This is a genomic window from Kosakonia beeri, from assembly GCF_054165705.1.
The window spans coordinates 1,535,656-1,561,502 of sequence record NZ_CM135106.1; the positions used below are offsets into that span (position 1 = coordinate 1,535,656).

Genomic DNA, 25,847 nt, shown 5'->3' on the forward strand with positions numbered 1-25,847 from the left:
GCATTACCTGGCCCGTGACGGCGGCGTTACGGGCCACCACCCTTGCGGCACGCCGGCGGCAGAAATAAAGCGGTAGTGGGTAAAGACCGCGCCCCTGGCGGTGACGCGTTTCTCCAGTTGAACGGTACGCGAGCCTGGGGGGACAATCGCATCCCGTGTACAGAGTTCAATCGGGCGCTGTAGCCACCGATCGTAAAAACGCAGACCGGCTTCGCAGTGCTTGTTTTTGGTGATCGGCGGGCCAGGGTGACCAATTGAAAATGTCACTTCGCTCTGCACCAGCGTTTTCGCCGTCATCCGTACCCAGGCTTCCGGAGCATACAGCAGCGTAACAGCAACAAACAGCAACGTGACGAAGAAGGTCAGCAACAGCGGTTTAGGGCGATAGCCACGCACCTTTGTGCGCCAGGCCACCGCCAGCGCAACCAGCACGGCGAGGGATACCATCACCCAGGTATCCGGTGCATCGGACCGCAAATACACTTTATGGCTGAGACTGAAGGTGGCGAGCAGCCACGCAAACCACACCAGCACGACAAGTGCGAAGAGGGCTAATTTTCCTTTGGTTGGCGTAAACAATGACCTGTCCCTGTAATATTGTTCCGGTAAATGATGTGCCCTGGCGGTTAGCGTGTAAGCGTCTCTTTTTCGCGGCGGAAAACCCAGTCGTCGTAATACTTGCCCTTCAGCTGAAAGGCTTTTTCCAGCACCTGAACCCGCAGAAAACCGCTCTTTTCCAGGACCCGTACCGATCCCCGATTGTCCGCAAGCACCCAGGCGTTGAGTGCCCGTACTTCACGCTTTGCAAAGGCATATTCGCACAGCGCTTGTAAGGCTTCAGAGGCCACTCCGCATCCCTGGGCTTCCGGTGAGATAGAATAACCGACATCCGCTTCGTGCGGGTGATGCACGCTGGGGCGCATACCAATATCGCCGACGGCCTCACCCTGCGTATTGCGGATCACAAAGGCGTTTTTATCTTTCAGGCGGTCGTCAAATAAGGTGCGGATTTGTCCTTCGGAGGCGACCTCAGCCATATAGCGCATGATCTCGCCATCCTGACGTAAACGCAGAAAAAAAGGCCAGTCGTGTTCCTGAAAGTGGCTAAGGGTAAAGCGGGGAGTCTGCAACGTCATTCGATCGCTCTTCCTGTGACAAAGCGCTTAAGCTTAGCACCGGACCACGGCGCGCGATGCCACAAAAAATGGTGGGGCAGTTTTGCTGCCAGTCAGAGATATTCCCAGCCGTACGGTATCCCGGCGGCGGAGACAAAACGGTAGCGCACAAACACGGCTCCTCGTGCGGCAATGCGTTTTTCGATTTGTACGGTGCTGGCATCCGAGGGAACCTTGTGCGTATGTGTGCAGATCTCCACCAGCCGGTGCAACCAGGCATCATCAACACGCAGGCCCGCTTCGCAGTGATGATTGCGGCCTGAAGACGGCCCCGGGTATGTGAGGCGAAAAATGATCTCGCTGCGTACCGTCTCTTTTGCCGTGAGTTGCACCCAGGCTTCCGGGATGGCCCACAGCGTGGTGCCGACGAAAGCGAGCACGCAAAGAAAGATCTTCCACGGTGCCAGGGCGTGAAAGGGGCTGGCGTTACCGCTGCGCCATCTTCGCCAGGCACAGAACAGAGCGATAAGCACTGTCACGGTGGCAATCACTGCGGCATCTGGCGCATCCTCGCGCATAAACGCTCTGACCCGCAGCCGTGAGCTATAAAATACCCACCCACCCCACAGGGCCAGCAATAAGCACAGTGCAACCCGCCGCGCTTTTTTTGACATGTTCAGCATCGTTCCTTTGCAGACAAATAAAAGAGGCACCCATGAGGAGAGTCCTTGCGGCGCCGGGGCGAAAGTTTAGCACCGCAAGGAAAAGGGGGAAGGGTAATGTCGCAACGTTATTTGAGCGATGCGTAACGAAGAGGGTGATAGTCCCGGCGCGCACGGCGCGCGCCAGGAGATTAGTTCACCACGTCCGTCAGGGCCTCTTCCAGATCGTACCAGCGGAAAGCAAAGCCCGCGGCTTCGAGGCGTTTGGGCAGGGCGCGCTGCCCGCCGAGTACCAGCACCGAGGATTCTCCCATCATCAGGCGTACCGCCATTGCCGGGGCGCGCATAATCGCCGGGCGATGCAGCACATGGCCCAATGTGTGGGCAAACTGCTCGTTACGTACCGGGTAAGGGGAAACCATATTAAACGGCCCACGTAAGTCGTTATCCAGCAGCCAGAGGATACCGTTCAGCATATCGTCAATATGGATCCACGCGAGATATTGACGGCCATCGCCGATAGGTCCGCCAAGTCCAAGGCGGAAGAGTGGTAACAGTTTACCGAGAATGCCGCCTTTCGGCGCCAGTACCACGCCGGTGCGCAGCAAACATACGCGGGTGCGATCGCTTTGCGCACCGCAGGCAATCTGCTCCCAACGCGCGCACAATTTATGCGTAAACTCGTTGTGCGGGGGCTCATCTTCGGTCACAACCACTTCACCAAGATCGCCGTAATAGCCAGAGGCAGATCCGGAAATCAGTACCTGCGGCGGCGTTTCACTGGCGTGGATTAAGTCCACCAACTGCTGTGTTATCGCCCAGCGGCTATTGCACAGACGCTGTTTTTGCTCCTCGCTCCAGCGTTTATCAGCGATAGGCTCACCCGCCAGATTGATCACCGCGTCAATGTCATTGAGATGGTTACGATCGTCCAGGCCTTTCCACAATGTTACGCGCGCATCCAGCAACTGCTGTGCTTTTGCGGGATTGCGGGTCACCACCGTGATGCTGTGTTTTAACTCCAGCAGGCGGGGAATAAGATGACGACCAATCAGGCCTGTACCGCCGGTAATCAGTATCTTCATGCTTCCCTCCTGAAATTATTCTGATTTCCTCTCAGCATAAGTGACATGGCGAAAAGCGCATGCGACGCTGAGCACATCTTGAGTGAATTTTTGCAGCGATCAGAACAGGTTACTCTGCCTGACCGGTTCAGATTTGTTGGGCTTGTAGCAGTGCCTGCTCTGTAGCCGGGCGAGTGCGGATCCGCTCAAACCAGTTGTACACCGCCGGGTAGCTCTCCAGTTCGATGCGCTGGCGTTGCCAGGATCTGACCCACGGCCAGGCGGCGATATCTGCAATGCTGTACTCTTCACCTCCCAGCCACGGCACCTGCTCCAGCCGTTTATTCAGCACATGATACAAACGCTGGGTTTCAACCTGATAGCGCTCAATCGCGTAGGGTACCGGCTGTGGGGCAGTCTGGTTAAAGTGATGGTTCTGGCCGAGCATCGGCCCAAGCCCGCCAACTTGCCAGAACAGCCATTGCAGCGTGAGTGCGCGCCCGCGCAGGTCACTGCTGAGTAATGTCCCGGTTTTCTCCGCCAGATAGAGCAAAATCGCGCCCGATTCAAAGACGCTTAGCGGCGCACCGCCATCAGCGGGCTCATGATCGACGATGACCGGGATTTTATTATTCGGCGAGATAGCCAAAAAGTCGGGGCTAAATTGTGCGCCTTTGCTGATATCCACGCGGATCAGGCGATACTCAAGACCGGCTTCTTCGAGAAAGAGCAGGATCTTATGACCATTTGGCGTGGGAGCAAAATAGAGGTCTATCATCAAAACTCCTGGGAAAGGAAATGAGCGTCACCCTTTGAGTATAGGTGTTAGCGCAAATGCGCAAATTTTCATTCAGTGACAGTACACACACGACGTTATATTTTGGTCAAAAAAACCACTGCGAAACGAGGATGTTATGAGCGAACCGGCAATTACCTTATGGTCTGATGCAGATTCTTTCTCCCCGTATGTGATGTCGGCCTGGGTCGCATTACACGAAAAAGGGTTGCCCTTTACCCTTAAAACCATCGACATCAACAATGGCTCGCAGCATGCCCAGGACTGGCCGGGTTATCCACTGACACAGCGCGTCCCCTTGCTGGAAATTGATGATTTCAGGCTCAGTGAATCGTCGGCCATTGCCGAATACCTTGAGGAGCGCTTTGCACCGCCGGAGTGGGGACGCATTTATCCCCATGACAGGCAAAACCGTGCCCGTGCCCGCCAAATTCAGGCCTGGCTGCGTAGCGATTTAATGCCGATCCGCATAGAACGCCCTACCGAAATTATCTTTGCCGGGGCGAAAGAGGGGCCGTTAAGTGAAAAGGGGCAGCAAAGCGTAAATAAACTGTTTGCCATTGCGGGTGAACTGCTGGCGCATGGCAAACCGAACTTGTTTGGCGAGTGGTGCATTGCCGACGCGGATCTGGCGGCCATGCTTAACCGCGTGGTGATGAACGGCGATGAGGTACCGCCGCGGCTTGCGGAATACGCGACGTTTCAGTGGCAGCGTTCATCGATCCAGCGCTATGTTGCACTTTCCGCTAAGCGTGCGGGCTGATATACGCCGCCGCTTCCGTTATCATAGGGCGTTTTTTTCACATGAGGTGCAGTGATGAAACTGATGTTTGCATCGGATATTCACGGGTCGTTGCCCGCGACGGAACGCGTACTGGCATTGTTTGCGCAAAGTGATGCCCGCTGGCTGGTTATCCTGGGTGATGTGCTTAATCACGGGCCGCGCAATGCATTACCGGAAGGTTATGCGCCCGCGCAGGTCGCCGGGCGGCTTAATGAGCAGGCCAGCCGGATTATTGCCGTACGCGGTAACTGCGATAGTGAAGTCGACCAGATGCTGCTGCATTTCCCCATCACTGCCCCGTGGCAACAACTATTATTGCCGGAGCGGCGCGTCTTTTTGACGCACGGTCATCTGTTTGGCCCTGACGATGTGCCGCCGCTCGAAGCGGGCGATGTGCTGGCGTATGGTCATACCCATATTCCTGTCGCGGAAAAACGGGGAGATATTTTTCATTTCAATCCCGGCTCGGTCAGCATTCCGAAAGGGGGGGTTACCGCCAGCTACGGCATGCTGGAAGAGAATGTGTTAAGCGTGATGGCACTTAATGATCAGCGGGTTATTGCGCAGGTAGCGATTAATCCGTAATTTACCCTTCAACCGAAACGCGCCGTAAGAGCGCCATACAGAGAAGATGTCCCGATGGTGGAACAGAGTCATTTTGCAGGCATGGAGTGGGTGGATATTGTCAACGAAGACAATGAAGTGATAGCGCAGGCCAGTCGGCAGCAAATGCGTGCCGAGTGTTTGCGTCACCGCGCAACCTACATTGTGGTGCATGATGGGATGGGCAAGGTTCTGGTGCAGCGCCGCACCGAAATAAAAGATTTTATGCCCGGTATGCTGGATGCTACCGCCGGTGGTGTGGTGCAGGCGGGGGAAAATTTGCTCGACTCCGCACGCCGTGAAGCGGAAGAAGAGTTAGGCATTGCCGGCGTGCCGTTTGCTGAACACGGTCAGTTCTACTTTGAAGATCAACACTGCCGCGTCTGGGGCGGGCTGTTTAGCTGTGTTTCCCACGGGCCGTTTGCCCTGCAGGAAGAAGAGGTGAGCGAGGTCTGGTGGATGACGCCAGAAGAGATCACCGCCCGCTGTGATGAGTTTACTGACGATTCGCTGAAAGCGCTGGCGCTGTGGATGAGCCGCAATGCCAGCAACGACGTGGAAAATGTGCAGGAAGCGGAGTAGTTAGCAGCTATCCCGCAGGCAAAATGCCGGGGTTATCGGCATTTTGTTTTCCCATTTTTCTTCATTCAGGCGCGCCAGCAGTGCGCGCCCGGCTTCAATGCCAATCTTGCGATGCGGCACCGAAATGGTGGTCAGCGGTGGCTGACAGACCCGGCTAACGTCGCTGTCGCCAAAACCGACAATCGCCAAATCCTCCGGGACTTTAATGCGCCTGCGCTGGCATTCATAGAGTGCGCCGCAGGCCAGTTCGTCCGAGACACATACCAGTGCATCGAGTTCCGGCCACGCCAGTAAAAATTCAGGCAACTGCGCCGCACCTGTCGAAAACACTGGCGCTGCGGCAGCATTAATTACCCGATTCGGTGACATATGGTGGCGCAGCATCGCTTTGTACCAGCCCTGCAAATGTTGCTGGAAGATCCACTGCTCCTGGTTGGCGCACAGCAGGCCGATATTCTGATAACCGCGCTTGATCAGCATTTCCGTCAGTTCGTACATGGCTGCGACGTTATCAATGCCGATATTCATGTCGATAGGATCGGCGCGCACTGCGCCAATCTCCATCACCGGAATGGAGGCGTTTTTCAGCCAGTGGCGCACCATGTCGCTGTGTTCGACGCTGAGCAGGATCGCCGCCGCGAGATTAGACGCGAGCAGTGTTTCCAGCAGCTTCTCTTCCTGCTCCAGCCTGTGTTGCGACTCTGCCAGCATGATTTGGTAGCCTGCGGGCTGTAATACCTGCTGCAATCCGGCGAACATTTCTGAACAACCTGATTCAGCGAGGCTCGGCACCACCATGGCGATAGTCCACGACGAGGCCGATGCCAGCGCACTGGCTGCCAGGTTGGGCAAATAACCCAGTTCCTGCACGGCAGCTTCTATCTTTTCACGAAGTTTACCCGACACTTGTTCGGGGGTGCGTATTGCCCGCGAGACGGTCATGGTGCCGACCCCGGCGAGTTGTGCGACATCGGCAAGAGTGACTTTTCCGGTACTCCGCCGTTTTCGGGTAATTGACATGCGCTTTCCTGCTGATCCCAACTTGTCAGGCATTTTTTATTGTTCGTCTGCAAAGCAGTATACGCTGTAAATCCGGCGTGTTGCTGATAAATACCCCGCGTTTTCAGATCTGATAGCGCTATCACAATTTTCGACTCTCCTGCTTGGTAGCGCTATCTTTGCGACTATCATCACAGCTAACGGGCGCTGACTTGCATAAAGTTTGCTCATCTTTTGCCGCTGAAGGAGCGTGAAGTGTTAAACCAATGGCTTAACGGTAAGACGGTGCAACTGCTGGATAGCGTTGAAAACTGGCCGCAGGCACTGGAGATGTGCGCAAGGCCGTTATTGGCGGCGGGGATTATTACGCCGGACTATGTCACCGCCATCGTGGCGCAACACCATAAACTGGGGCCGTATTATGTACTCGCGCCGGGTCTTGCTATGCCGCATGCGCGACCGGAAGAGGGAGCAACGGGGTTAGGATTGTCGTTACTGAAGTTGCAGTGCGGCGTTGCTTTCGGTGCGCAGGATTTTGACCCGGTGGACACCATTATTATGCTGGCTGCGCCAGATAAACACAGCCATATCGAGATGATTGCTACCCTGGCAGAGTTATTTTCAAATGATGAAGATATGCAGTTATTACATCGCGCAAGCACTCTTGAGGAGATTAATAAAATAATCGAACGCTACTGAAAAACTTTACTAACCAGGAATTTAATCATTACCCGGAAACGGGTGATGCGGTCGTACTCTACTCGAAAAAAAAGGTAATCAAAAAATGAAAATAATGGCAATTTGTGGATCCGGACTTGGTAGTAGTTTCATGGTCGAAATGAATATTAAAAAAGTCCTCAAAAAACTGAATATCGAGGCAGAAGTCGAACATTCTGATTTGTCTTCTGCTACGCCGGGCGCGGCGGATGTTTTTGTCATGGCGAAAGATATCGCCGCCAGCGCCAGCGTGCCGGAAAGTCAGTTGATTGTGATTAACAATATTATTGATATCAATGAACTGGAAGCGAAAGTCAGCGCTTTCTTCGCTAACCGTTAACATTATCTGCGCACACCATAAACGGATGTGTACGAAGCGAGGTGGATATGTTTATCCTTGAAACGCTCAATTTTGTCGTTGATATATTAAAAGTGCCTTCGGTGCTGGTAGGGTTAATTGCGCTGATTGGTTTGGTTGCACAAAAGAAATCTTTTTCTGATGTCGTAAAAGGTACGGTAAAAACTATTCTTGGTTTTATCGTGTTGGGCGGCGGAGCAACGGTGCTGGTTGGCTCTCTTAATCCCCTGGGTGGCATGTTTGAACATGCTTTCAATATTCAAGGCATTATTCCAAATAACGAGGCGATTGTCTCCATTGCGCTGGAAAAATACGGTGCTTCCACCGCATTAATTATGGCGTTTGGGATGGTGGCGAATATCATTGTGGCGCGCTTTACCCGCCTGAAATATATATTCCTTACCGGGCACCACACTTTTTATATGGCTTGTATGATTGGTGTGATCCTGACGGTTGCCGGGTTTGAAGGCGTAGGGCTGGTATTTACCGGTTCGCTGATCCTCGGACTGGTGATGGCCTTTTTCCCGGCCATTGCCCAGCGCTATATGAAACGCATTACCGGTAATGATGATATTGCTTTTGGTCATTTCGGCACGCTGGGCTACGTGCTCTCCGGATGGATTGGCAGTAAATGTGGAAAAGGTTCGCGCTCGACGGAAGAGATGAATCTGCCGAAAAACCTGAGCTTCCTGCGTGACAGTTCGATCTCTATCTCGCTGACCATGATCATTATCTATATGATCCTCGCCGTTTGTGCTGGTCGCGAATACGTGGAAAGCCAGTTGAGTGCCGGGCAGAACTTCCTGGTGTATGCCATTATCCAGGCCATTACCTTTGCCGCAGGCGTGTTCATTATTCTGCAAGGTGTGCGCCTTATCCTTGCCGAAATCGTCCCCGCTTTTACCGGCTTTTCCGAAAAACTGGTGCCCAACGCTCGCCCGGCGCTGGATTGCCCGGTGGTCTACCCTTATGCGCCTAACGCCGTACTGATTGGGTTTTTGTTTAGTTTTCTTGGCGGGCTGGTTGGGCTGTTCCTGCTCGGGCAGATGAAGCTGGTGCTGATCCTGCCTGGCGTGGTGCCACACTTCTTTACCGGTGCAACGGCGGGCGTGTTTGGTAACGCTACCGGAGGCCGTCGAGGGGCGATGCTGGGGGCCTTTGCCAACGGGTTATTGATCACTTTCCTGCCTGTGTTGCTGCTGCCAGTACTCGGCGCGCTGGGCTTTGCCAACACGACGTTCTCCGATGCAGACTTTGGATTCATCGGCATTGTGCTGGGTAACCTGGCGCGTTATATGTCGCCGTTTGCCATCACGGGTGTCGTGGTTGCTCTGTTTGTCGCGCTGGTCATCTGGAACCTGTTTTCGAAAGGTAAACCCGCCAGTAATGGCGCTGAAGAGAACTCCGGAGCAAAATCATGAGCAATCTTGAAGAAGTACGGCAGTTTGCACGGGATATCCGCGTAGCGACACTGAAATCCCTGACGCATTTAGGCTTTGGTCACTACGGTGGCAGCATGTCGGTAGTGGAAACGCTGGCAGTGCTGTATGGCGATGTAATGCGTATTGATCCTGCCGATTCGGACTGGCCGCAGCGTGATTATTTTGTGTTGTCGAAAGGGCATGCCGGGCCAGCGCTGTATAGCACGCTGGCGCTGAAGGGGTATTTCCCGCAAGAGGCGTTACAGACACTGAACTGCAACGGTACGCGTCTGCCGAGCCACCCGGATCGCTTGAAAACACGCGGCGTGGACGCCACGACCGGCTCCCTGGGGCAAGGCATATCCATCGCTGGCGGTATTGCGTTGGGGCATAAACTGGCCGGCAGACCGAATCGCGTGTTTTGTATTGTGGGTGATGGCGAGCTGAACGAGGGGCAATGCTGGGAGGCTTTTCAGTTTATTGCGCACCATAAACTCAACAACCTGACGGTTTTTGTCGACTGGAATAAGCAACAGCTGGATGGCGAACTGGATGAGATCATTTGTGCCTTCGACCTGGAGGGCAAATTCCGCGCCTTTGGTTTTGATGTCTGCACGGTAAAAGGTGATGACATCGCTGGCTTACTGGCGGCGGTGAAGCCCGTGCTGCCTGAGGACGCCCGTCCGCGGCTGATCATTCTTGATAGCATTAAAGGGCAGGGCGTGCCGTACCTGGAGGCGTTGAGTAACTCCCACCATTTGCGTCTGACTGATGAGATGAAACAGGCGTTGAACGAGACCATTAAACAACTGGAGGCCGCGCATGATTAATGTTGCTCCTGTAGGTGGAAAAGACAGCATTGAGATGCGCAAAGTCTACGCAGGATTTATTAGCGCGCAGATCGACGCGGGCAGTGAAGTGATTGCGCTGGAAGCGGATTTGATGAGTTCAATGGCAATGGACGGCGTGCACAAAAAATACCCGCAGCAGGTTATTAACTGCGGGATCATGGAGGCGAACGTGATTGGCACGGCGGCAGGTCTGGCGCTGACCGGGCGGAAACCGTTTGTGCATACCTTTACCGCGTTTGCCAGCCGTCGCTGCTTTGATCAGCTGTTTATGTCCCTGGATTACCAACGCAATAACGTGAAGGTCATTGCATCAGATGCCGGGGTGACTGCCTGCCATAACGGCGGTACACATATGTCGTTTGAAGATATGGGTATTGTCCGTGGCCTGGCGCACTCAGTGGTGCTGGAAGTGACCGATGCGGTGATGTTTGACGATATTCTCCGGCAACTGGCGGATTTGGACGGTTTCTACTGGGTGCGCACGATCCGTAAACAAGCACCCACGGTGTACCAGCCGGGTTCGCAGTTTACCATTGGCAAAGGGAATGTCCTGCGTGATGGGACTGATATTACGCTGATTGCCAACGGGATTATGGTGGCAGAAGCGCTAATGGCAGCGCAGCAGCTGGCGCAGGAAGGGATCAGCGCAGCCGTAATCGATATGTTCACGCTCAAACCTATTGATCGCATGCTGGTGAAAAATTATGCCGAAAAAACCGGTCGTATCGTCACCTGCGAAAACCACAGTATTCATAACGGGCTGGGATCGGCCGTGGCGGAGGTGCTGGTAGAGACCTGCCCGATGCCAATGCGTCGTGTGGGGGTTAAAGAACGTTACGGTCAGGTGGGTACGCAGGAGTATCTGCAAAAAGAGTACGGTCTGACGGCAGACGACATTATATCGGCGGCGCGGGAGCTGCTGTGAATAAAAAGGCGACCCACGGGTCGCCTTTTTAGTGCAGCGAAGAACGATTACTGCTGAGACGCCTGAATCGCGGTCAACGCGATGGTGTAGACGATATCGTCAACCAGTGCGCCACGGGACAGGTCGTTAACCGGTTTGCGCATACCCTGCAGCATCGGCCCGATGGAGATCAGGTCGGCAGAACGCTGTACCGCTTTGTAAGTGGTGTTACCGGTGTTCAGGTCCGGGAAGATGAACACGGTAGCACGACCCGCAACCGGCGAGTTCGGCGCTTTGGATTTTGCCACATCAGCCATAACAGCGGCGTCGTACTGCAGCGGACCGTCGATCACCAGATCAGGACGTTTTTCCTGCGCCAGGCGGGTCGCTTCACGGACTTTCTCGACATCACTACCCGCACCGGAGTTACCGGTAGAGTAGGAGAGCATGGCCACGCGCGGTTCGATGCCAAAAGCGATAGCAGAATCGGCAGACTGAATGGCGATTTCTGCCAGCTGCTCAGCGGTCGGATCCGGGTTAATTGCACAGTCACCGTAAACATAAACCTGTTCCGGCAGCAGCATAAAGAACACAGAAGAAACCAGTGAGCTGCCTGGTGCAGTTTTGATCAACTGCAGCGGCGGACGAATGGTATTCGCGGTGGTATGAACCGCACCGGAAACCAGACCATCGACTTCATCCTGCTCCAGCATCAGCGTACCGAGCACCACGTTATCTTCCAACTGTTCGCGGGCAACGGCTTCGGTCATCCCTTTGCTCTTACGCAGCTCAACCAGGCGAGCAACATAGCTTTCACGTACCACATCCGGATCGACGATTTCGATACCCGTGCCCAGTTCAACGCCCTGCGCAGCGGCAACGCGGTTGATCTCATCCGGGTTACCCAGCAGGATACAGGTCGCGATACCGCGTTCAGCACAGATAGCGGCGGCTTTCACGGTACGCGGTTCGTCGCCTTCCGGCAGCACTACGCGTTTGCCCGCTTTACGCGCCAGCTCAGTCAGCTGGTAACGGAAGGCTGGCGGAGAGAGGCGGCGGCTCAGTTCGGAGGTCGCAGTCAGAGAGTCGATCCACTGTGCATTGATGTAGCTGGCAACGTATTCCTGAACGTTTTCGATACGCTCGTTGTCATCTACCGGCACTTCCAGATTGAAGCTCTGCAGGCTCAGAGAGGTCTGCCAGGTGTTGGTGTTGACCATAAATACCGGCAGGCCGGTAGCGAAAGCACGTTCACACAGTTTGCGAACGCTGGCGTCCATTTCATAGCCACCGGTCAGCAACAGCGCGCCGATTTCAACGCCGTTCATGGCTGCCAGGCAGGCAGCAACCAGCACGTCCGGACGGTCTGCTGAAGTGACCAGCAGAGAACCCGGGCGGAAGTGTTCCAGCATGTGTGGAATGCTGCGAGCGCAGAAAGTGACGGATTTCACACGGCGGGTTTTGATATCGCCTTCGTTGACGATGGTCGCGTTCAGGTGACGTGCCATGTCGATTGCGCGGGTCGCAATCAGATCGAAGCTCCACGGCACTGCACCCAGCAGCGGCAGCGGGCTGGTTTCCTGCAGTTTTGCCGGATCGATATGAACCACTTTCGCCTTAGATGAATCATCGAAAATCTCTGACAGATCCGGACGGGTGCGGCCCTGCTCATCAACCGGGGCGTTCAGTTTGTTAACAATTACACCGGTGATGTTGGTGTTTTTCGCGCCGCCGAAGCTGTTGCGCGTCAGTTCAATACGCTCTCTCAACTGCTCTTGCGTGTCGGTGCCCTGAGACATAACGAACACGATTTCGGCGTTCAGCGTTTTAGCGATTTCAAAGTTCAGCGACTGCGCGAACTGATGTTTGCGGGTCGGCACCAGGCCTTCTACCAGCACCACTTCAGCGTCTTTGCTGCTTTCGTGGTAGCGCGCGATGATCTCTTCCATCAGCACGTCTTTCTGGTTGCTGGACAGCAGCGACTCAACGTGGCTCATTTTCAGCGGTTCAGCCGTCGGCAGGCCGGAATTTGCACGCACGATAGTGGTGGTCTGATCCGGCGCATCGCCGCCAGCGCGAGGTTGAGCGATAGGTTTAAAGACGCTCAGACGAACGCCTTTGCGTTCCATAGCGCGGATCACGCCGAGGCTGACGCTGGTCAGGCCGACGCTGGTTCCGGTAGGGATCAGCATAATAATACGGGACACGGTTAATCCTCTTTCGTTACCATCATTGCAGACGGGTTACAAAACAGCACCGCCAGCGTTGGCTGGCGGTGTGTGTTATCAGGCAGTCAGGCGGCTCGCGTCTTGGGCGATAACCAGCTCTTCGTTTGTCGGAATGACAACAGCAGGGCGGGTGCCTTCTTTGTTGATAAAGCCAGACTTACCGAAACGGGCAGCCAGGTTACGTTCATGGTCTACTTCAAAGCCCAGAACGCCCAGTTTACCCAGAGACAGTTCACGTACCATTGCGGCGTTTTCACCGATACCGCCGGTGAAGACTACAGCGTCCAGACGGCCTTCCATCAGCGCGGTGTAGGAGCCGATGTATTTCGCCAGACGGTGGCAATAAACATCCATTGCGCGTTTTGCGTCTTCTTTAGTCTGGTAATTATCTTCTACATAACGGCAGTCGCTGGTGACTTCGGTCAGGCCCAGCAGACCGGACTCTTTGGTCAGCATTTTGTTGATTGCTTCAACGCTCATGCCCAGGGTGTCATGCAGATGGAAAATAATTGCCGGGTCGATGTCACCAGAACGGGTGCCCATAACCAGGCCTTCCAGCGGGGTCAGACCCATGGACGTATCAACACATTTACCGTTACGGATAGCGGAAACGGAACCACCGTTGCCCAGGTGGCAAGTGATGATGTTCAGTTCATCAACCGGTTTGTTCAGCACTTTTGCCGCTTCCTGTGTGACATAGAAGTGGCTGGTGCCGTGTGCGCCATAGCGACGAACACCGTGCTCTTTGTACAGTTTGTACGGCAGAGCATACAGGTAAGATTCTTCCGGCATGGTGGTATGGAACGCGGTGTCGAACACGGCCACGTTCTTATCTTTCAGGTTCGGGAAGGATTTCAGCGCTTCCGCGATGCCAATCAGGTGAGCCGGGTTGTGCAGCGGCGCAAAAGAGGCTGCATCTTTGATGCCCTGGATAACGGATTCGTCAATTACCACAGAGCGGGTGTATTTTTCGCCACCGTGCACAATACGGTGACCAATTGCGGTCAGCTGTGCAGACAGTTCTGGTTTTTGTGCCAGAATAGTGTTAACGATAAAGTTCAGCGCTTCGCTGTGAGCGGCACCTGCACCTAAAGCCGCTTCTTGTTTGCCACCGTCAATTTTCCACTTGATGCGTGCTTCAGGAAGATGGAAACATTCGGCTAAACCAGAAAGGTACTCGTCACCATTTACAGCATCGATAATTGCGAATTTCAGTGAGGAGCTACCGCAGTTCAGAACCAGTACTAACTTACTCGACATGGAAGTACCTATTTATGATACGTGGCTAAAAAACGTCAGTGAGTCGCACAGCGTAGCGCAGGTTGACGCTGACATTTATGATTAACATCATGCCTCTTTTACTTTCCGGCATGATGGAAGAATACATAAGATTTTAAGCTATTTTGCGCAATTTTCAGACAGTGGCATAATGAGCTTAAATTTGACGAATTACGGATTTTCGTCTAATGCCTGGTCAAGGCTGCCACAGGATACCTGATACCAGGTTGGATTGACAAAAAATTTTAACGTTGTCATTCACAGTTGTTGTTTTGCACAAATTTTTTAATTTTTATATGTGAAGTTGAGGTAACGCCATGTCCACTTCAGAAAATCGCCCCGCCAGTTTCTTTAGTTTATTTCGCCGGGGGCAGCATTATGCGAAGACCTGGCCCATGGAAAAGCGCCTCGCTCCGGTATTTGTTGAAAATCGCGTGATTCGCGCCACGCGTTATGCCATCCGTTTTATGCCGCCGCTGGCGGTCTTTACCCTTAGCTGGCAACTTGCCCTCGGCGGTCAGCTTGGCCCTGCGGTGGCGACTGCGCTGTTTGCGCTGAGCCTGCCGATGCAGGGGCTGTGGTGGCTCGGGAAACGCTCGGTGACACCGTTGCCGCCTTCGATTCTGCACTGGTTTTATGAAGTGCGCGGCAAGCTTGAGCAAGCCGGCCAGGCACTGGCGCCGGTAGAAGGTAAACCGGACTATCAGGCGCTGGCTGACACGCTTAAGCGCGCCTTTAAGCAACTCGATAAAACATTCCTTGATGATCTGTAATGTCATCGTCGGCATTACTATAGAAGAAGGCATCATCGACATGTCTTCTTTTTATTTTTCTTTCTGATCTATGCAACACCCCCGGCAAATCAAGAAAGCTATCGTTTTCAACCTGTAAACTGACTTCATCTTTTTTAATGCGCCGATGTGCCACAGGAGTCGTAAGATGGAAATGACCAATGCCCAACGTCTGATCTTATCTAATCAGTATAAAATGATGACCATGATGGATCCGGCGAATGCGGAACGCTATCGCCGTTTGCAGACCATCATTGAGCGCGGATACGGCCTGCAAATGCGCGAGCTTGATCGTGAGTTCGGTGAGCTGAAAGAAGAAACCTGTCGCATCGTTATCGACATCATGGAGATGTACCACGCGTTGCATGTCTCCTGGACCAACCTGAAAGATACCGCTGCTATTGACGAACGCCGCGTGACCTTCCTCGGTTTTGATGCCGCCACGGAAGCACGTTACCTGGGCTATGTGCGTTTTATGGTGAATGTGGAAGGCCGCTATACCCATTTCGACGCCGGCACCCACGGCTTCAATGCGCAGACCCCAATGTGGGAAAAATATCAGCGCATGCTGAGCGTTTGGCACTCTTGCCCGCGCCAGTACCACCTGAGCAGTAACGAAATTAATCAAATCATTAACGCCTGAGGAGGTGAGTGTGCAGTGCAAAGGATTTTTGTTTGATTTGGATGGCACACTGGTGAATTCACTGCCCGCCGTAGAGCGGGCATGGTGTAGTTGGGCTGACCGATTTGGCATCGCACATGATGAAGTGCTGAATTTTATCCATGGCAAGCAGGCCATTACTTCTCTGCGCCATTTTATGGCGGGAAAATCGGAGGCGGAGATTGCCGCCGAGTTCACCCGCCTTGAAGAGATTGAAGCCTCAGATACCGACGGTATTACTGCCTTACCTGGCGCTATCGCCTTACTGAATCATTTAGACGCTGAAGGCATTCCCTGGGCTATTGTGACTTCCGGATCGGTGCCGGTTGCCCATGCCCGCCATCGCGCAACCGGGCTGCCGATGCCGAAGGTTTTCGTCACCGCCGAACAGGTCAGGCACGGCAAACCCGAACCCGATGCTTATCTGCTGGGAGCGCAATTGTTAGGGTTGCCGCCAGAAGAATGCGTGGTGGTGGAAGATGCCGCGGCGGGGATCCTCTCCGGCCTGGCGGCAGATTGCCACGTTATAGCGGTAAATGTCCCTGCGGATTCACCCCGTCTGGATGAGGTGGATTTTGTGCTCACTACGCTTGAAGCGCTGGCTATCATCAAGCAGCCAGACGGAACGGTGAATGTAACGCTGAAGGCCTGATCTCATGATTTAACCCCGCATTTGTGGGGTTTTTTTATGGCACTATTTTCTGACTATCAACTGACAAGGATATGTTGTGAACGGTGAACTGATCTGGGTGTTGAGTCTGCTGGGTATCGCAGTTGTGCTGTTTGCCACTGGCAGGGTACGGATGGATGCCGTCGCGCTGTTTGTGATTGTAGCGTTTGTTCTTAGCGGCACCCTGACGCTGTCGGAGGCGTTTTCCGGTTTTAGCGATCCTAACGTTATCCTTATCGCCGCGCTGTTTATTATTGGCGATGGCCTTGTACGTACTGGCGTCGCAACGAATATGGGCGCATGGTTGATCACCGTCGCGGGCAACAGCGAAAGTAAGATGTTGGTGTTGCTGATGATCACCGTTGCCGGGCTTGGCGCATTTATGAGTTCAACCGGCGTGGTAGCGATCTTTATCCCGGTGGTGTTGAGTGTCTCAATGCGGATGCACATATCCCCATCCCGCCTGATGATGCCGCTCAGTTTCGCCGGGTTAATCAGCGGCATGATGACGCTGGTCGCCACACCGCCGAACCTGGTGGTCAACAGTGAGTTACTGCGCGAAGGGCTACAAGGTTTTAGCTTTTTCAGCGTTACTCCGCTGGGGCTGGTGATCCTGTTGCTGGGCATCCTTTATATGTTACTGATGCGCTTTATGCTGAAAGGCAGCGATGACGAAATGCTGCGTGATGGCTGGCGGCGGCGTACTTTCCGCGATCTGATCAAAGAGTATCGTCTTACTGGCCGGGCGCGCCGCCTGGCAATCCGCCCCGGATCGCCGATGATTGGCCAGCGTCTTGATGATTTAAAATTGCGTGAACGTTACGGCGCGAACATTATCGGCGTCGAACGCTGGCGGCGCTTCCGGCGGGTCATTGTCAACGTTAACGGGGTGTCTGAGTTTCGTGCCCGGGATGTGCTGCTAATTGATATGTCTGCCGCGGACGTGGATCTTCGCGAGTTCTGTGCCGAACAACTGCTGGAACCGATGATCCTGCGTGGCGAATATTTTTCCGATCAGGCGCTGGATGTGGGCATGGCAGAAGTGACCCTGATCCCGGATTCGGAACTGACGGGCAAAACAGTGCGGGAAATCGGCTTTCGTACCCGTTATGGGCTCAATGTGGTTGGCCTTAAACGCGACGGTGAGGCGCTGGAAGGCGCGGTTACCGATGAAGCACTGCAACTGGGCGACATTATTCTTGTGGTCGGTAACTGGAAACTGATTAGCCAGCTGGCATCCCATGCCCGCGATTTTGTGGTATTGAATTTACCCGTGGAAGAGAGTGCAGCTTCGCCAGCGCACAGCCAGGCGCCTCACGCCCTTTTCTGCCTGGTGCTGATGGTCGCGCTGATGCTGACCGATGAGATCCCCAATCCGGTGGCCGCGATCATAGCCTGTTTGCTGATGGGGAAATTCCGCTGTATAGATGCCGAAAGCGCTTATAAAGCCATTCACTGGCCGAGCATCATTCTCATCGTTGGTATGATGCCGTTTGCACTGGCGCTACAAAAGACGGGGGGAGTAGATCTGGTCGTGAAGGGATTGATGGATGTGGGTGGCGGTTATGGGCCGCATATCATGCTGATCTGTCTTTTTATATTATGCGCCACAATTGGGTTGTTTATCTCCAACACGGCTACAGCAGTGTTGATGGCGCCCATTGCGCTGGCGGCGGCAAAATCCATGGGCGTGTCGCCGTATCCGTTTGCCATGATGGTGGCGATGGCGGCCTCTGCTGCCTTTATGACTCCTGTCTCATCGCCAGTGAATACGCTGGTGCTTGGACCGGGCAATTACCAGTTCAGCGATTTCGTCAAAATCGGTGTGCCCTTTACGTTACTGGTGATGGTGGTATGCGCCGTGCTGATCCCGGAGCTGTTTCCCTTTTGATAAAACGCCGGGAGCATCCCGGCTTTCTGGCACTTACAGCGGTGAATCCTGGCTGATCTCATCCAGCGACAGGTGAAAGCTTGGCACAAAGATCTGCATAAAATAATCCATTTCGGGAGTGCGGCGGGCATCGAGCGTTTTCTCCAGCCGGCTTTTTGCCAGCAGGAACTCGTTATTGCCGGCGGACAACTCCTCCAGACATTTCAGATAAGCGCACAGGGCATCAGCCTGCTTGACGATCGATTTTTCTTCAGCGCTGTAATGCTGTTCATCAATCAGCGGGGCAAAAATGTCCTTTAGCTCTTCCGGTACCATCTCCACCAGTTTCTGCTGGGCAATCTTTTCGATGGCCTTATATTCCTGTGCAATCTGGGAGTTGAAGTATTTCACTGGCGTGGGCAGATCCCCGGTGAGCACTTCGGAGGCATCGTGATACATCGCTAACAGCGCAATGCGTTCGGCATTCACTTGCCCGTTGAATTTTCGATTTTTTATCGCTGCCAGGGCATGCGCGACCATTGCAACCTGCAGACTATGCTCAGATACATTCTCGGTGCGCACGTTGCGCATCAGCGGCCAGCGATTGATCAGTTTTAGACGGGAAAGGTGGGCGAAGAAATGACTCTGACTCATAGTTAACCTTGTCTGTGACGGCGACTGGAGTCATTGTGCGCAGAGAGTGGGGGAAGATGCAAATCCTCCCCCGAGGCAATTATTGATGGTAGCCTGAAAGGAAACGCCCGAAACGGGTGATGGCCATTTCCAGATCGTCCTCGCGCGGTAAAGTCACAATACGCACATGATCCGGCCACGGCCAGTTAAACGCGGAACCTTGCACCAGTAACACTTTTTCCTGCAGCAGGAAGTCGAGCACCATTTTCTGGTCATCGTGAATATTGAAACGTTTCGCGTCGATTTTGGGGAACATATAGAGCGCACCGTTCGGTTTCACGCAGGAAACCCCCGGAATTTCGTTAATCAGTTCCCATGCGCGATTGCGTTGTTCGTATAAACGGCCGCCTGGCACAATAAATTCGCTGATGCTCTGGTAACCGCCCAGCGCTGTCTGAATCGCATGCTGTGCAGGAACGTTGGCGCATAAACGCATCGAGGCCAGCATCTCCAGCCCTTCAATATAGCCTTTGGCATGCTTTTTCGGCCCGCTCAGCACCATCCAGCCCTGACGGAACCCGGCCACGCGATAGGTTTTCGACAGACCATTAAAGGTAATGGTAAAGAGATCTGGCGCCAGAGCCGCAATTGAGTGGTGCTCTGCGTCGTCGTAGAGGATTTTGTCGTAGATTTCGTCAGCGAAAATGATCAGGTTATGCTGGCGTGCTATTTCAACGATCTCCATCAGCAGTTCTTTCGAATAAACCGCGCCGGTGGGGTTGTTCGGGTTAATAATCACAATACCGCGGGTGCGTGGCGTGATTTTAGCGCGGATATCGTCAAGATCCGGGAACCAGTCAGAGGATTCATCGCACAGATAGTGCACGGCTTTGCCGCTGGAGAGCGAAACGGCTGCAGTCCACAAAGGGTAATCTGGCGCGGGAACAAGCATTTCGTCCCCGCTATTAAGCAGGGCTTGCATTGACTGCACAATCAGTTCAGAAACACCGTTGCCAATATAAATATCTTCGACAGTGACTTCGCGCATCCCGCGCGCCTGATAGTGCTGCATGATCGCTTTACGGGCGGAATAGAGCCCTTTCGAATCGCAGTAACCTTGCGCGCCAGGCAGATTACGAATCACATCGACCAGAATTTCATCCGGCGCTTCGAAGCCAAAGGGGGCCGGGTTGCCGATGTTAAGTTTGAGAACCTTATTGCCTTCTTCTTCCAGACGCTTTGCTTCTTTCAGAACCGGGCCGCGGATGTCGTAACAGACGTTATCTAACTTGCTGGATTTTTCGATGGAGGACATGAACCTTTGACCTTTTAGCTGTGTTCGTCACTGCCTGCCGTGGAAGTGAACACCGAACAATGTACTCCCCCACGGGCTGGTTTTGAAGGGTTCGCAGGAGAAGATTTTGCGCTAACTTTTTCTGTGGTAACGCTTTTTAACTATATCTTTAGTGGTTTGTTTTATAATTAAACCACTCGTATTCTATTTTTATGGTTGTTAATGTTGTTGAATTTGGTTTTGATATTATTTTATGCCAATGAGATCGGGTTGCCGGGTATCCTCGCGGTAAATCCGCAAGTGTGAATCCCATGATTCTTTCGAAAAATCTGAATGATGGATACGGTGTTCATCAATTTTGGTAGGGTGAAAAATGGGGGCCGCTGTAAACGCAGTGTTAAGTTTTATTAATCGTTGGACTGTTTCTTAATTAATAGCTATTTAATATTGAGAATAGGAACTATGACTATCATTAATATTAATAAGATTGTGCTGGGTGGCGCGCAATTTTTTGGCTTGAGATTATTCGTAATAATGCTTATAAAAATAAAGGTTTTAGGTTAAAATCGAAAAGTCTGTAATGGCATTCTTGTAAAAAACCCTGCTTCATGTGCGGGATATTTTTTGGTTTTAGATGTTTGTTATTACAGGTTTTTACTCCCAATCAGCCATAAGAACTGATTGTATATGATGCTTGTGCTAAGCATGGTCGCGAATGATGCCTGCGACTGTTTATCTCTTAAAAGGATAAGAATGCTTTAGCATGGTTTATATATCTAAAAGGAATGGGAGTATGCTAAATAAACTCATTGAGTTCAGCTTGCATCAGACGGCGAACTATAAACACCATAACTTACAGTCGGGTTGATACGGACCCTGGTTGGCAGGATGCACCTTATAAATGGAATTACTTAATCTTACGAGCACAGCATAAACCCGGGTAACTCCGCGCGAGCAACCCGTAAGTGAAAAATTATGATAAATGCAAATCGTCCGATACTGAATCTCGACCTCGATCTGCTGAGAACCTTTGTTGCGGTCGCTGATCTTAACACCTTTGCTGCAGCCGCCGCCGCGGTTTGCCGCACCCAGTCTGCTGTGAGTCAGCAAATGCAGCGGCTGGAACAGTTAGTGGGAAAAGAACTGTTTGCCCGTCATGGGCGTAATAAACTTTTGACTGAACATGGCATCCAGTTGCTGGGCTATGCGAGAAAGATCTTACGTTTCAATGACGAAGCATGTACATCGCTGATGTTCAGCAACCTTCAGGGTGTACTGACCATCGGTGCTTCTGATGAATCTGCCGACACCATTCTGCCTTTTCTGCTTAATCGTATTAGCTCGGTTTACCCGAAACTTGCGCTGGATGTTCGGGTGAAGCGCAATCCTCTGTCGGGCGATCGCCTGCAGGATCATGATGTCGATCTGGTGGTGACAACACACCGTTCCGGTCAGTTTGATAACCTGACGTTGCGCACTTCACCCACGCATTGGTATTGCTCTGCAGAGTACGTCTTGCAAAAAGGGGAGGCGGTTCCGCTGGTGTTACTGGATGAGCCAAGTGCATTTCGCGATATGGTAATCAATGCGCTAAATGAGGCCGGGATCCCCTGGCGCATGGCCTACGTTGCGTCGACGCTTTCGGCCGTGAAAGCAGCGGTAAAAGCCGGTTTAGGTGTGACCGCCCGTCCGGTTGAAATGATGAGCCCTGAACTGCGGGTGCTCGGGCGCACTGATGGTCTGCCGCTACTGCCCGATACGGAATACCTGCTTTGCTATAATCCTCACAGTCAGAATGAGCTGGCGCAGGTCATTTTCCAGGCAATGGAGCACTATCAAAATCCGTGGCACTACAGTAGCAGTACTCCCGAAGGGGGAGGCGATTCTCTTATCGCCCAAGGGGATTTTGGGTAACATTTGTTCCAAAAACTGGTAACAAAATGTAAGTGTAAAAATGAACCACTGACGAACAAATTTTTGTCTCTGGTTCATTTTTTGCACAAATTATAAGCATGTCAATTATTCATCATAGAAATCATTATTTTTTTCAAAGCGTTATTCCTGCCTGCAGCAAAATATCCTTTTATAAACTATAGTCTTTCATGCCTTCTGCTCATGTTAAAAATCACACTGGATTGTTGCTGTTTTTAGTGATGAATTAACAAAAGCGTGTCACAGATCAAGAAAATACTCCCGCAGAGGGGGAGGAATCCGAACAAAATCCTGTCAAAATAAGAGGGTAATATTTATGAAAACTCACAACGGACACGATTCAACACCCGTTTACTTTGCGGGTAATCTCGAGGCTGAACCTGAAAACGGCATTAAATGTTAATGGATTGCTGCCGATGTAAACTAATGTGAGGAAACTTTTGTTAAAGTTGACAAAAGGTTATAGAAAGGAGTAAAAACCCACATCGTTTAGCTGTATTTCGCTATTACGCAGTAAATGTGTGGTTTTTTATTCCTCCCCGTGAATCGATGTGGCGTCATCTGCCAGCAAGAGCAGAGGTTTTAACGCTACCTTTTGAGTTAAGCAATGCGTATGTCAACATCCACTGAAATCATCGCTCATCATTGGGCATTCGCTATCTTTCTTATTGTCGCCATTGGGCTGTGCTGCTTCATGCTTATTGGCGGACGGTTTTTAGGCGGTCGCGCACGCGCGAGGCACAAAAACGTTCCTTTCGAATCGGGTATCGATTCTGTCGGTACCGCGCGTTTGCGTCTGTCCGCCAAGTTCTACCTGGTGGCCATGTTCTTCGTGATCTTCGACGTAGAAGCGCTCTACTTATTCGCATGGTCAACCTCCATTCGCGAGAGTGGTTGGGTCGGTTTTGTCGAAGCCGCAATTTTCATTTTAGTGCTGCTGGCTGGTCTCGTTTATCTGGTGCGTATTGGCGCGCTGGACTGGACGCCCGCGCGTTCGCGCCGCGAGCAAATGAACCCAGAGACCAACAGCTACACTGATCGTCAACGCTAACCGCGAGGCAATAAGATGGATTATACGCTCACCCGCATAGATCCTAACGGTGAGAACGACCGTTACCCCCTGCAAAAACAGGAGATCGTAACCGACCCCCTGGAACAAGAAATCAACCGTAGCGTGTATATGGGCAAACTCGAGAATGCTCTGCACGATATGGTGAACTGGGGGCGTAAAAACTCAATTTGGCCTTATAACTTTGGCCTTTCGTGCTGCTATGTAGAGATGGTGACGTCGTTTACCGCTGTACACGACGTTGCGCGTTTCGGCGCAGAAGTACTGCGAGCTTCTCCGCGTCAGGCTGACCTGATGGTGGTTGCCGGCACCTGCTTTACCAAAATGGCACCGGTTATTCAGCGTCTATATGACCAGATGCTGGAGCCAAAATGGGTGATCTCCATGGGTGCCTGCGCAAACTCTGGCGGCATGTACGACATTTACTCTGTGGTGCAGGGCGTTGACAAATTTATCCCGGTGGATGTGTACATCCCTGGTTGTCCGCCGCGTCCTGAAGCGTATATGCAGGCACTGATGCTGTTACAGGAATCGATTGGCAAAGAACGTCGTCCGCTCTCATGGGTGGTTGGCGATCAGGGCGTTTACCGCGCCAATATGCAATCTGAACGCGACCGTAAGCGTGGCGAGCGCATTGCTGTGACCAACCTGCGTACGCCGGACGAGATTTAATTTGCGCCTGTGGGTAATGGAAAAATACTTCGCATTTCAATAATCCAATAACGCGAAGCCATACCCGACAGTCACCACGGACCCTTTGCAATGGTGAACAATATGACCGATTTAACTGCGCAAGAAGCCGCATGGCAGACCCGGGATCATCTGGATGATCCGGTCATTGGCGAATTGCGCAACCGTTTTGGGCCGGATGCCTTTACCGTTCAGGCGACCCGCACCGGGGTACCCGTAGTCTGGGTTAAGCGTGAGCAATTACTGGACGTTTTTGATTTTCTTAAAAAGTTGCCGAAGCCTTATGTCATGCTGTTCGACCTGCACGGCATGGACGAGCGTCTGCGTACTCACCGCGCCGGTTTACCTGCTGCCGATTTTTCCGTTTTCTATCATCTGATCTCGATTGACCGCAACCGCGACATCATGCTGAAGGTGGCGTTGTCGGAAAACGATCTGAATGTGCCGACCATCACCAAAATCTTCCCGAACGCCAACTGGTACGAGCGTGAAACCTGGGAGATGTTTGGCATTACTTTCAATGGCCACCCACATCTGACGCGCATCATGATGCCGCAGACCTGGACGGGGCACCCGCTGCGTAAAGATTATCCGGCGCGCGCCACCGAATTCGATCCGTTTGAGCTGACCAAAGCTAAGCAGGATCTGGAAATGGAGTCGCTGACATTTAAGCCGGAAGATTGGGGTATGACGCGCGGCACCGACAATGAGGACTTCATGTTCCTCAACCTCGGTCCGAACCACCCCTCCGCTCACGGGGCGTTCCGTATCATTCTGCAGCTGGATGGTGAAGAGATCGTCGACTGCGTGCCGGATATCGGTTACCACCATCGTGGCGCCGAGAAAATGGGCGAACGTCAGTCATGGCACAGCTACATTCCTTATACCGACCGTATTGAGTACCTCGGTGGCTGCGTCAACGAAATGCCATACGTGCTGGCGGTAGAAAAACTGGCAGGGATCACGGTACCGGATCGCGTTAACGTCATCCGCGTGATGCTTTCTGAGTTGTTCCGCATTAACAGCCACTTGCTTTACATCTCCACCTTCATTCAGGACGTGGGCGCAATGACGCCGGTGTTCTTTGCCTTTACCGATCGTCAGAAAATCTACGATCTGGTGGAAGCAATCACCGGGTTCCGTATGCACCCGGCCTGGTTCCGCATTGGCGGCGTGGCACACGATCTGCCGCGTGGTTGGGATCGTCTGCTGCGCGAGTTCCTCGACTGGATGCCGAAACGTCTGGCGTCCTACGAGAAAGCGGCGCTGCGTAACACCATTCTGAAAGGCCGCTCTCAGGGTGTAGCCGCTTACGGCGCGAAAGAAGCGCTGGAGTGGGGGACTACTGGTGCTGGCCTGCGTGCGACCGGTATTGATTTCGACGTGCGTAAAGCACGCCCGTATTCCGGTTACGAGAACTTTGACTTTGAAGTCCCGGTGGGCGGTGGCGTCAGCGACTGTTACACCCGCGTGATGCTGAAAGTTGAAGAGTTGCGCCAGAGCCTGCGCATCCTTGAGCAGTGCCTGAATAACATGCCGGAAGGCCCGTTCAAAGCGGATCACCCGCTGACGACGCCACCACCGAAAGAGCGCACGCTGCAACATATCGAAACCCTGATTACTCACTTCCTGCAGGTTTCGTGGGGCCCGGTCATGCCGGCTAACGAATCTTTCCAGATGATTGAGGCAACCAAGGGTATTAACAGTTACTACCTGACCAGTGATGGCAGCACCATGAGCTACCGTACCCGTGTTCGCACTCCGAGCTTTGCGCACTTGCAGCAAATTCCGTCGGCGATCCGCGGCAGCCTGGTCTCTGACCTGATTGTTTATCTGGGTAGTATCGATTTTGTTATGTCAGATGTGGACCGCTAA

General features: G+C 52.9%; 26 protein-coding genes. 16 read left to right on the plus strand and 10 right to left on the minus strand.

What is annotated here, in order from left to right; translation table 11 throughout:
* Positions 1-3 precede the first annotated feature (3 nt).
* From ACUY4S_RS07420 to yfcG, 5 genes are all read right to left on the minus strand, one after another.
* A complete protein-coding gene (locus tag ACUY4S_RS07420) occupies positions 4-579 on the minus strand; it encodes a hypothetical protein (protein ID WP_458022916.1) in 576 nt (191 codons plus the stop codon).
* A 47-nt stretch (positions 580-626) separates the two neighbouring features.
* Positions 627-1,136, minus strand: coding sequence for a GNAT family N-acetyltransferase (locus ACUY4S_RS07425; protein WP_312688155.1), 510 nt, complete (start codon positions 1,134-1,136; stop codon positions 627-629).
* Positions 1,137-1,228: 92 nt separating this feature from the next.
* Positions 1,229-1,789 (minus strand): hypothetical protein, encoded by a 561-nt coding sequence (locus ACUY4S_RS07430; protein WP_458022915.1) that lies wholly within the window; start codon positions 1,787-1,789, stop codon positions 1,229-1,231.
* Positions 1,790-1,968: 179 nt separating this feature from the next.
* Complete coding sequence (locus tag ACUY4S_RS07435) at positions 1,969-2,862, minus strand: TIGR01777 family oxidoreductase (protein WP_312688150.1); 894 nt, start codon at positions 2,860-2,862, stop codon at positions 1,969-1,971.
* Positions 2,863-2,989: 127 nt separating this feature from the next.
* Positions 2,990-3,619, minus strand: coding sequence for a GSH-dependent disulfide bond oxidoreductase (yfcG, locus tag ACUY4S_RS07440; protein ID WP_312688147.1), 630 nt, complete (start codon positions 3,617-3,619; stop codon positions 2,990-2,992).
* A 136-nt stretch (positions 3,620-3,755) separates the two neighbouring features.
* Here yfcG and yfcF point away from each other — a divergent pair, with 136 nt between their 5' ends.
* Genes yfcF through yfcD form a run of 3 tightly spaced genes read left to right on the plus strand, consistent with a single transcriptional unit; the run spans position 3,756 to position 5,606 of the window.
* Positions 3,756-4,400 (plus strand): glutathione transferase, encoded by a 645-nt coding sequence (gene yfcF / locus ACUY4S_RS07445; protein ID WP_312688146.1) that lies wholly within the window; start codon positions 3,756-3,758, stop codon positions 4,398-4,400.
* Positions 4,401-4,454: 54 nt separating this feature from the next.
* On the plus strand, positions 4,455-5,006 hold the full coding sequence (yfcE, locus tag ACUY4S_RS07450) for a phosphodiesterase (RefSeq protein WP_458022914.1): 552 nt from the start codon (positions 4,455-4,457) through the stop codon (positions 5,004-5,006).
* A 54-nt stretch (positions 5,007-5,060) separates the two neighbouring features.
* Positions 5,061-5,606 (plus strand): NUDIX hydrolase YfcD, encoded by a 546-nt coding sequence (gene yfcD / locus ACUY4S_RS07455; protein ID WP_312688140.1) that lies wholly within the window; start codon positions 5,061-5,063, stop codon positions 5,604-5,606.
* On the opposite strand, the gene ACUY4S_RS07460 is transcribed toward yfcD, so the two are convergent.
* Positions 5,607-6,626: a LacI family DNA-binding transcriptional regulator gene (locus ACUY4S_RS07460; RefSeq protein WP_458022913.1), complete on the minus strand. Its 1,020-nt coding sequence runs from the start codon at positions 6,624-6,626 to the stop codon at positions 5,607-5,609.
* Between the two features lie 234 nt (positions 6,627-6,860).
* On the opposite strand from ACUY4S_RS07460, the gene ACUY4S_RS07465 reads away from it, so the two are divergent.
* From ACUY4S_RS07465 to ACUY4S_RS07485, 5 genes are all read left to right on the plus strand, one after another.
* On the plus strand, positions 6,861-7,304 hold the full coding sequence (locus ACUY4S_RS07465) for a PTS sugar transporter subunit IIA (RefSeq protein ID WP_458022912.1): 444 nt from the start codon (positions 6,861-6,863) through the stop codon (positions 7,302-7,304).
* A gap of 85 nt (positions 7,305-7,389) precedes the next feature.
* Complete coding sequence (locus tag ACUY4S_RS07470) at positions 7,390-7,662, plus strand: PTS sugar transporter subunit IIB (protein ID WP_312688131.1); 273 nt, start codon at positions 7,390-7,392, stop codon at positions 7,660-7,662.
* A gap of 47 nt (positions 7,663-7,709) precedes the next feature.
* A complete protein-coding gene (locus tag ACUY4S_RS07475) occupies positions 7,710-9,101 on the plus strand; it encodes a PTS ascorbate transporter subunit IIC (protein ID WP_312688128.1) in 1,392 nt (463 codons plus the stop codon).
* Entirely contained in the window at positions 9,098-9,931 is an 834-nt protein-coding gene (locus ACUY4S_RS07480) for a transketolase (RefSeq protein WP_458022911.1), read from the plus strand. Before ACUY4S_RS07475 ends, ACUY4S_RS07480 begins: the two co-directional genes overlap by 4 nt.
* On the plus strand, positions 9,924-10,877 hold the full coding sequence (locus tag ACUY4S_RS07485) for a transketolase family protein (protein ID WP_458022910.1): 954 nt from the start codon (positions 9,924-9,926) through the stop codon (positions 10,875-10,877). The genes ACUY4S_RS07480 and ACUY4S_RS07485 overlap by 8 nt, the downstream gene beginning before the upstream one ends.
* Before the next feature lie 47 nt (positions 10,878-10,924).
* On the opposite strand, the gene pta is transcribed toward ACUY4S_RS07485, so the two are convergent.
* A complete protein-coding gene (pta, locus tag ACUY4S_RS07490) occupies positions 10,925-13,063 on the minus strand; it encodes a phosphate acetyltransferase (protein ID WP_458022909.1) in 2,139 nt (712 codons plus the stop codon).
* A 78-nt stretch (positions 13,064-13,141) separates the two neighbouring features.
* Positions 13,142-14,344: an acetate kinase gene (gene ackA / locus ACUY4S_RS07495; RefSeq protein ID WP_312688117.1), complete on the minus strand. Its 1,203-nt coding sequence runs from the start codon at positions 14,342-14,344 to the stop codon at positions 13,142-13,144.
* 335 nt (positions 14,345-14,679) lie between these two features.
* Here ackA and yfbV point away from each other — a divergent pair, with 335 nt between their 5' ends.
* The 4 genes from yfbV to ACUY4S_RS07515 all read left to right on the plus strand — a co-directional run bounded on the left by yfbV (position 14,680) and on the right by ACUY4S_RS07515 (position 18,375).
* Complete coding sequence (gene yfbV, locus ACUY4S_RS07500; RefSeq protein ID WP_312688114.1) at positions 14,680-15,135, plus strand: terminus macrodomain insulation protein YfbV; 456 nt, start codon at positions 14,680-14,682, stop codon at positions 15,133-15,135.
* A 166-nt stretch (positions 15,136-15,301) separates the two neighbouring features.
* On the plus strand, positions 15,302-15,796 hold the full coding sequence (locus ACUY4S_RS07505; RefSeq protein ID WP_312688111.1) for a YfbU family protein: 495 nt from the start codon (positions 15,302-15,304) through the stop codon (positions 15,794-15,796).
* On the plus strand, positions 15,777-16,466 hold the full coding sequence (locus tag ACUY4S_RS07510; RefSeq protein WP_505311343.1) for a sugar phosphatase: 690 nt from the start codon (positions 15,777-15,779) through the stop codon (positions 16,464-16,466). Before ACUY4S_RS07505 ends, ACUY4S_RS07510 begins: the two co-directional genes overlap by 20 nt.
* A gap of 76 nt (positions 16,467-16,542) precedes the next feature.
* Entirely contained in the window at positions 16,543-18,375 is a 1,833-nt protein-coding gene (locus tag ACUY4S_RS07515; protein WP_458022907.1) for an SLC13 family permease, read from the plus strand.
* Between the two features lie 33 nt (positions 18,376-18,408).
* On the opposite strand, the gene yfbR is transcribed toward ACUY4S_RS07515, so the two are convergent.
* Together yfbR and alaA are read right to left on the minus strand one after the other, a co-directional pair.
* Positions 18,409-19,008 carry a 5'-deoxynucleotidase gene (yfbR, locus tag ACUY4S_RS07520; protein ID WP_312688102.1) on the minus strand — a complete coding sequence of 200 codons (600 nt, stop codon included), beginning with the start codon at positions 19,006-19,008 and terminating at the stop codon, positions 18,409-18,411.
* A gap of 79 nt (positions 19,009-19,087) precedes the next feature.
* Entirely contained in the window at positions 19,088-20,302 is a 1,215-nt protein-coding gene (gene alaA / locus ACUY4S_RS07525; protein ID WP_312688100.1) for an alanine transaminase AlaA, read from the minus strand.
* 954 nt (positions 20,303-21,256) lie between these two features.
* On the opposite strand from alaA, the gene lrhA reads away from it, so the two are divergent.
* The 4 genes from lrhA to nuoC all read left to right on the plus strand — a co-directional run bounded on the left by lrhA (position 21,257) and on the right by nuoC (position 25,847).
* Positions 21,257-22,195 carry a transcriptional regulator LrhA gene (lrhA, locus tag ACUY4S_RS07530; protein ID WP_458022906.1) on the plus strand — a complete coding sequence of 313 codons (939 nt, stop codon included), beginning with the start codon at positions 21,257-21,259 and terminating at the stop codon, positions 22,193-22,195.
* Between the two features lie 625 nt (positions 22,196-22,820).
* Positions 22,821-23,264 (plus strand): NADH-quinone oxidoreductase subunit NuoA, encoded by a 444-nt coding sequence (nuoA, locus tag ACUY4S_RS07535; protein WP_312688096.1) that lies wholly within the window; start codon positions 22,821-22,823, stop codon positions 23,262-23,264.
* Positions 23,265-23,279: 15 nt separating this feature from the next.
* Complete coding sequence (gene nuoB, locus ACUY4S_RS07540) at positions 23,280-23,954, plus strand: NADH-quinone oxidoreductase subunit NuoB (protein WP_007371088.1); 675 nt, start codon at positions 23,280-23,282, stop codon at positions 23,952-23,954.
* A 90-nt stretch (positions 23,955-24,044) separates the two neighbouring features.
* A complete protein-coding gene (nuoC, locus tag ACUY4S_RS07545) occupies positions 24,045-25,847 on the plus strand; it encodes an NADH-quinone oxidoreductase subunit C/D (protein WP_312688092.1) in 1,803 nt (600 codons plus the stop codon).

Coding starts and splice junctions, on each gene's coding strand:
- yfcG (WP_312688147.1), bottom strand. CDS start 3,619: ATGATAGACCTCTATTTTGCTCCCACGCCAAATGGTCATAAGATCCTG.
- ACUY4S_RS07425 (WP_312688155.1), bottom strand. CDS start 1,136: ATGACGTTGCAGACTCCCCGCTTTACCCTTAGCCACTTTCAGGAACAC.
- ACUY4S_RS07430 (WP_458022915.1), bottom strand. CDS start 1,789: ATGTCAAAAAAAGCGCGGCGGGTTGCACTGTGCTTATTGCTGGCCCTG.
- yfbR (WP_312688102.1), bottom strand. CDS start 19,008: ATGAGTCAGAGTCATTTCTTCGCCCACCTTTCCCGTCTAAAACTGATC.
- ACUY4S_RS07475 (WP_312688128.1), top strand. CDS start 7,710: ATGTTTATCCTTGAAACGCTCAATTTTGTCGTTGATATATTAAAAGTG.
- yfcD (WP_312688140.1), top strand. CDS start 5,061: ATGGTGGAACAGAGTCATTTTGCAGGCATGGAGTGGGTGGATATTGTC.
- ACUY4S_RS07505 (WP_312688111.1), top strand. CDS start 15,302: ATGGAAATGACCAATGCCCAACGTCTGATCTTATCTAATCAGTATAAA.
- ACUY4S_RS07460 (WP_458022913.1), bottom strand. CDS start 6,626: ATGTCAATTACCCGAAAACGGCGGAGTACCGGAAAAGTCACTCTTGCC.
- lrhA (WP_458022906.1), top strand. CDS start 21,257: ATGATAAATGCAAATCGTCCGATACTGAATCTCGACCTCGATCTGCTG.
- ackA (WP_312688117.1), bottom strand. CDS start 14,344: ATGTCGAGTAAGTTAGTACTGGTTCTGAACTGCGGTAGCTCCTCACTG.
- yfcF (WP_312688146.1), top strand. CDS start 3,756: ATGAGCGAACCGGCAATTACCTTATGGTCTGATGCAGATTCTTTCTCC.
- ACUY4S_RS07435 (WP_312688150.1), bottom strand. CDS start 2,862: ATGAAGATACTGATTACCGGCGGTACAGGCCTGATTGGTCGTCATCTT.
- ACUY4S_RS07485 (WP_458022910.1), top strand. CDS start 9,924: ATGATTAATGTTGCTCCTGTAGGTGGAAAAGACAGCATTGAGATGCGC.
- yfbV (WP_312688114.1), top strand. CDS start 14,680: ATGTCCACTTCAGAAAATCGCCCCGCCAGTTTCTTTAGTTTATTTCGC.
- yfcE (WP_458022914.1), top strand. CDS start 4,455: ATGAAACTGATGTTTGCATCGGATATTCACGGGTCGTTGCCCGCGACG.
- nuoC (WP_312688092.1), top strand. CDS start 24,045: ATGGTGAACAATATGACCGATTTAACTGCGCAAGAAGCCGCATGGCAG.
- nuoB (WP_007371088.1), top strand. CDS start 23,280: ATGGATTATACGCTCACCCGCATAGATCCTAACGGTGAGAACGACCGT.
- ACUY4S_RS07470 (WP_312688131.1), top strand. CDS start 7,390: ATGAAAATAATGGCAATTTGTGGATCCGGACTTGGTAGTAGTTTCATG.
- nuoA (WP_312688096.1), top strand. CDS start 22,821: ATGCGTATGTCAACATCCACTGAAATCATCGCTCATCATTGGGCATTC.
- ACUY4S_RS07480 (WP_458022911.1), top strand. CDS start 9,098: ATGAGCAATCTTGAAGAAGTACGGCAGTTTGCACGGGATATCCGCGTA.
- alaA (WP_312688100.1), bottom strand. CDS start 20,302: ATGTCCTCCATCGAAAAATCCAGCAAGTTAGATAACGTCTGTTACGAC.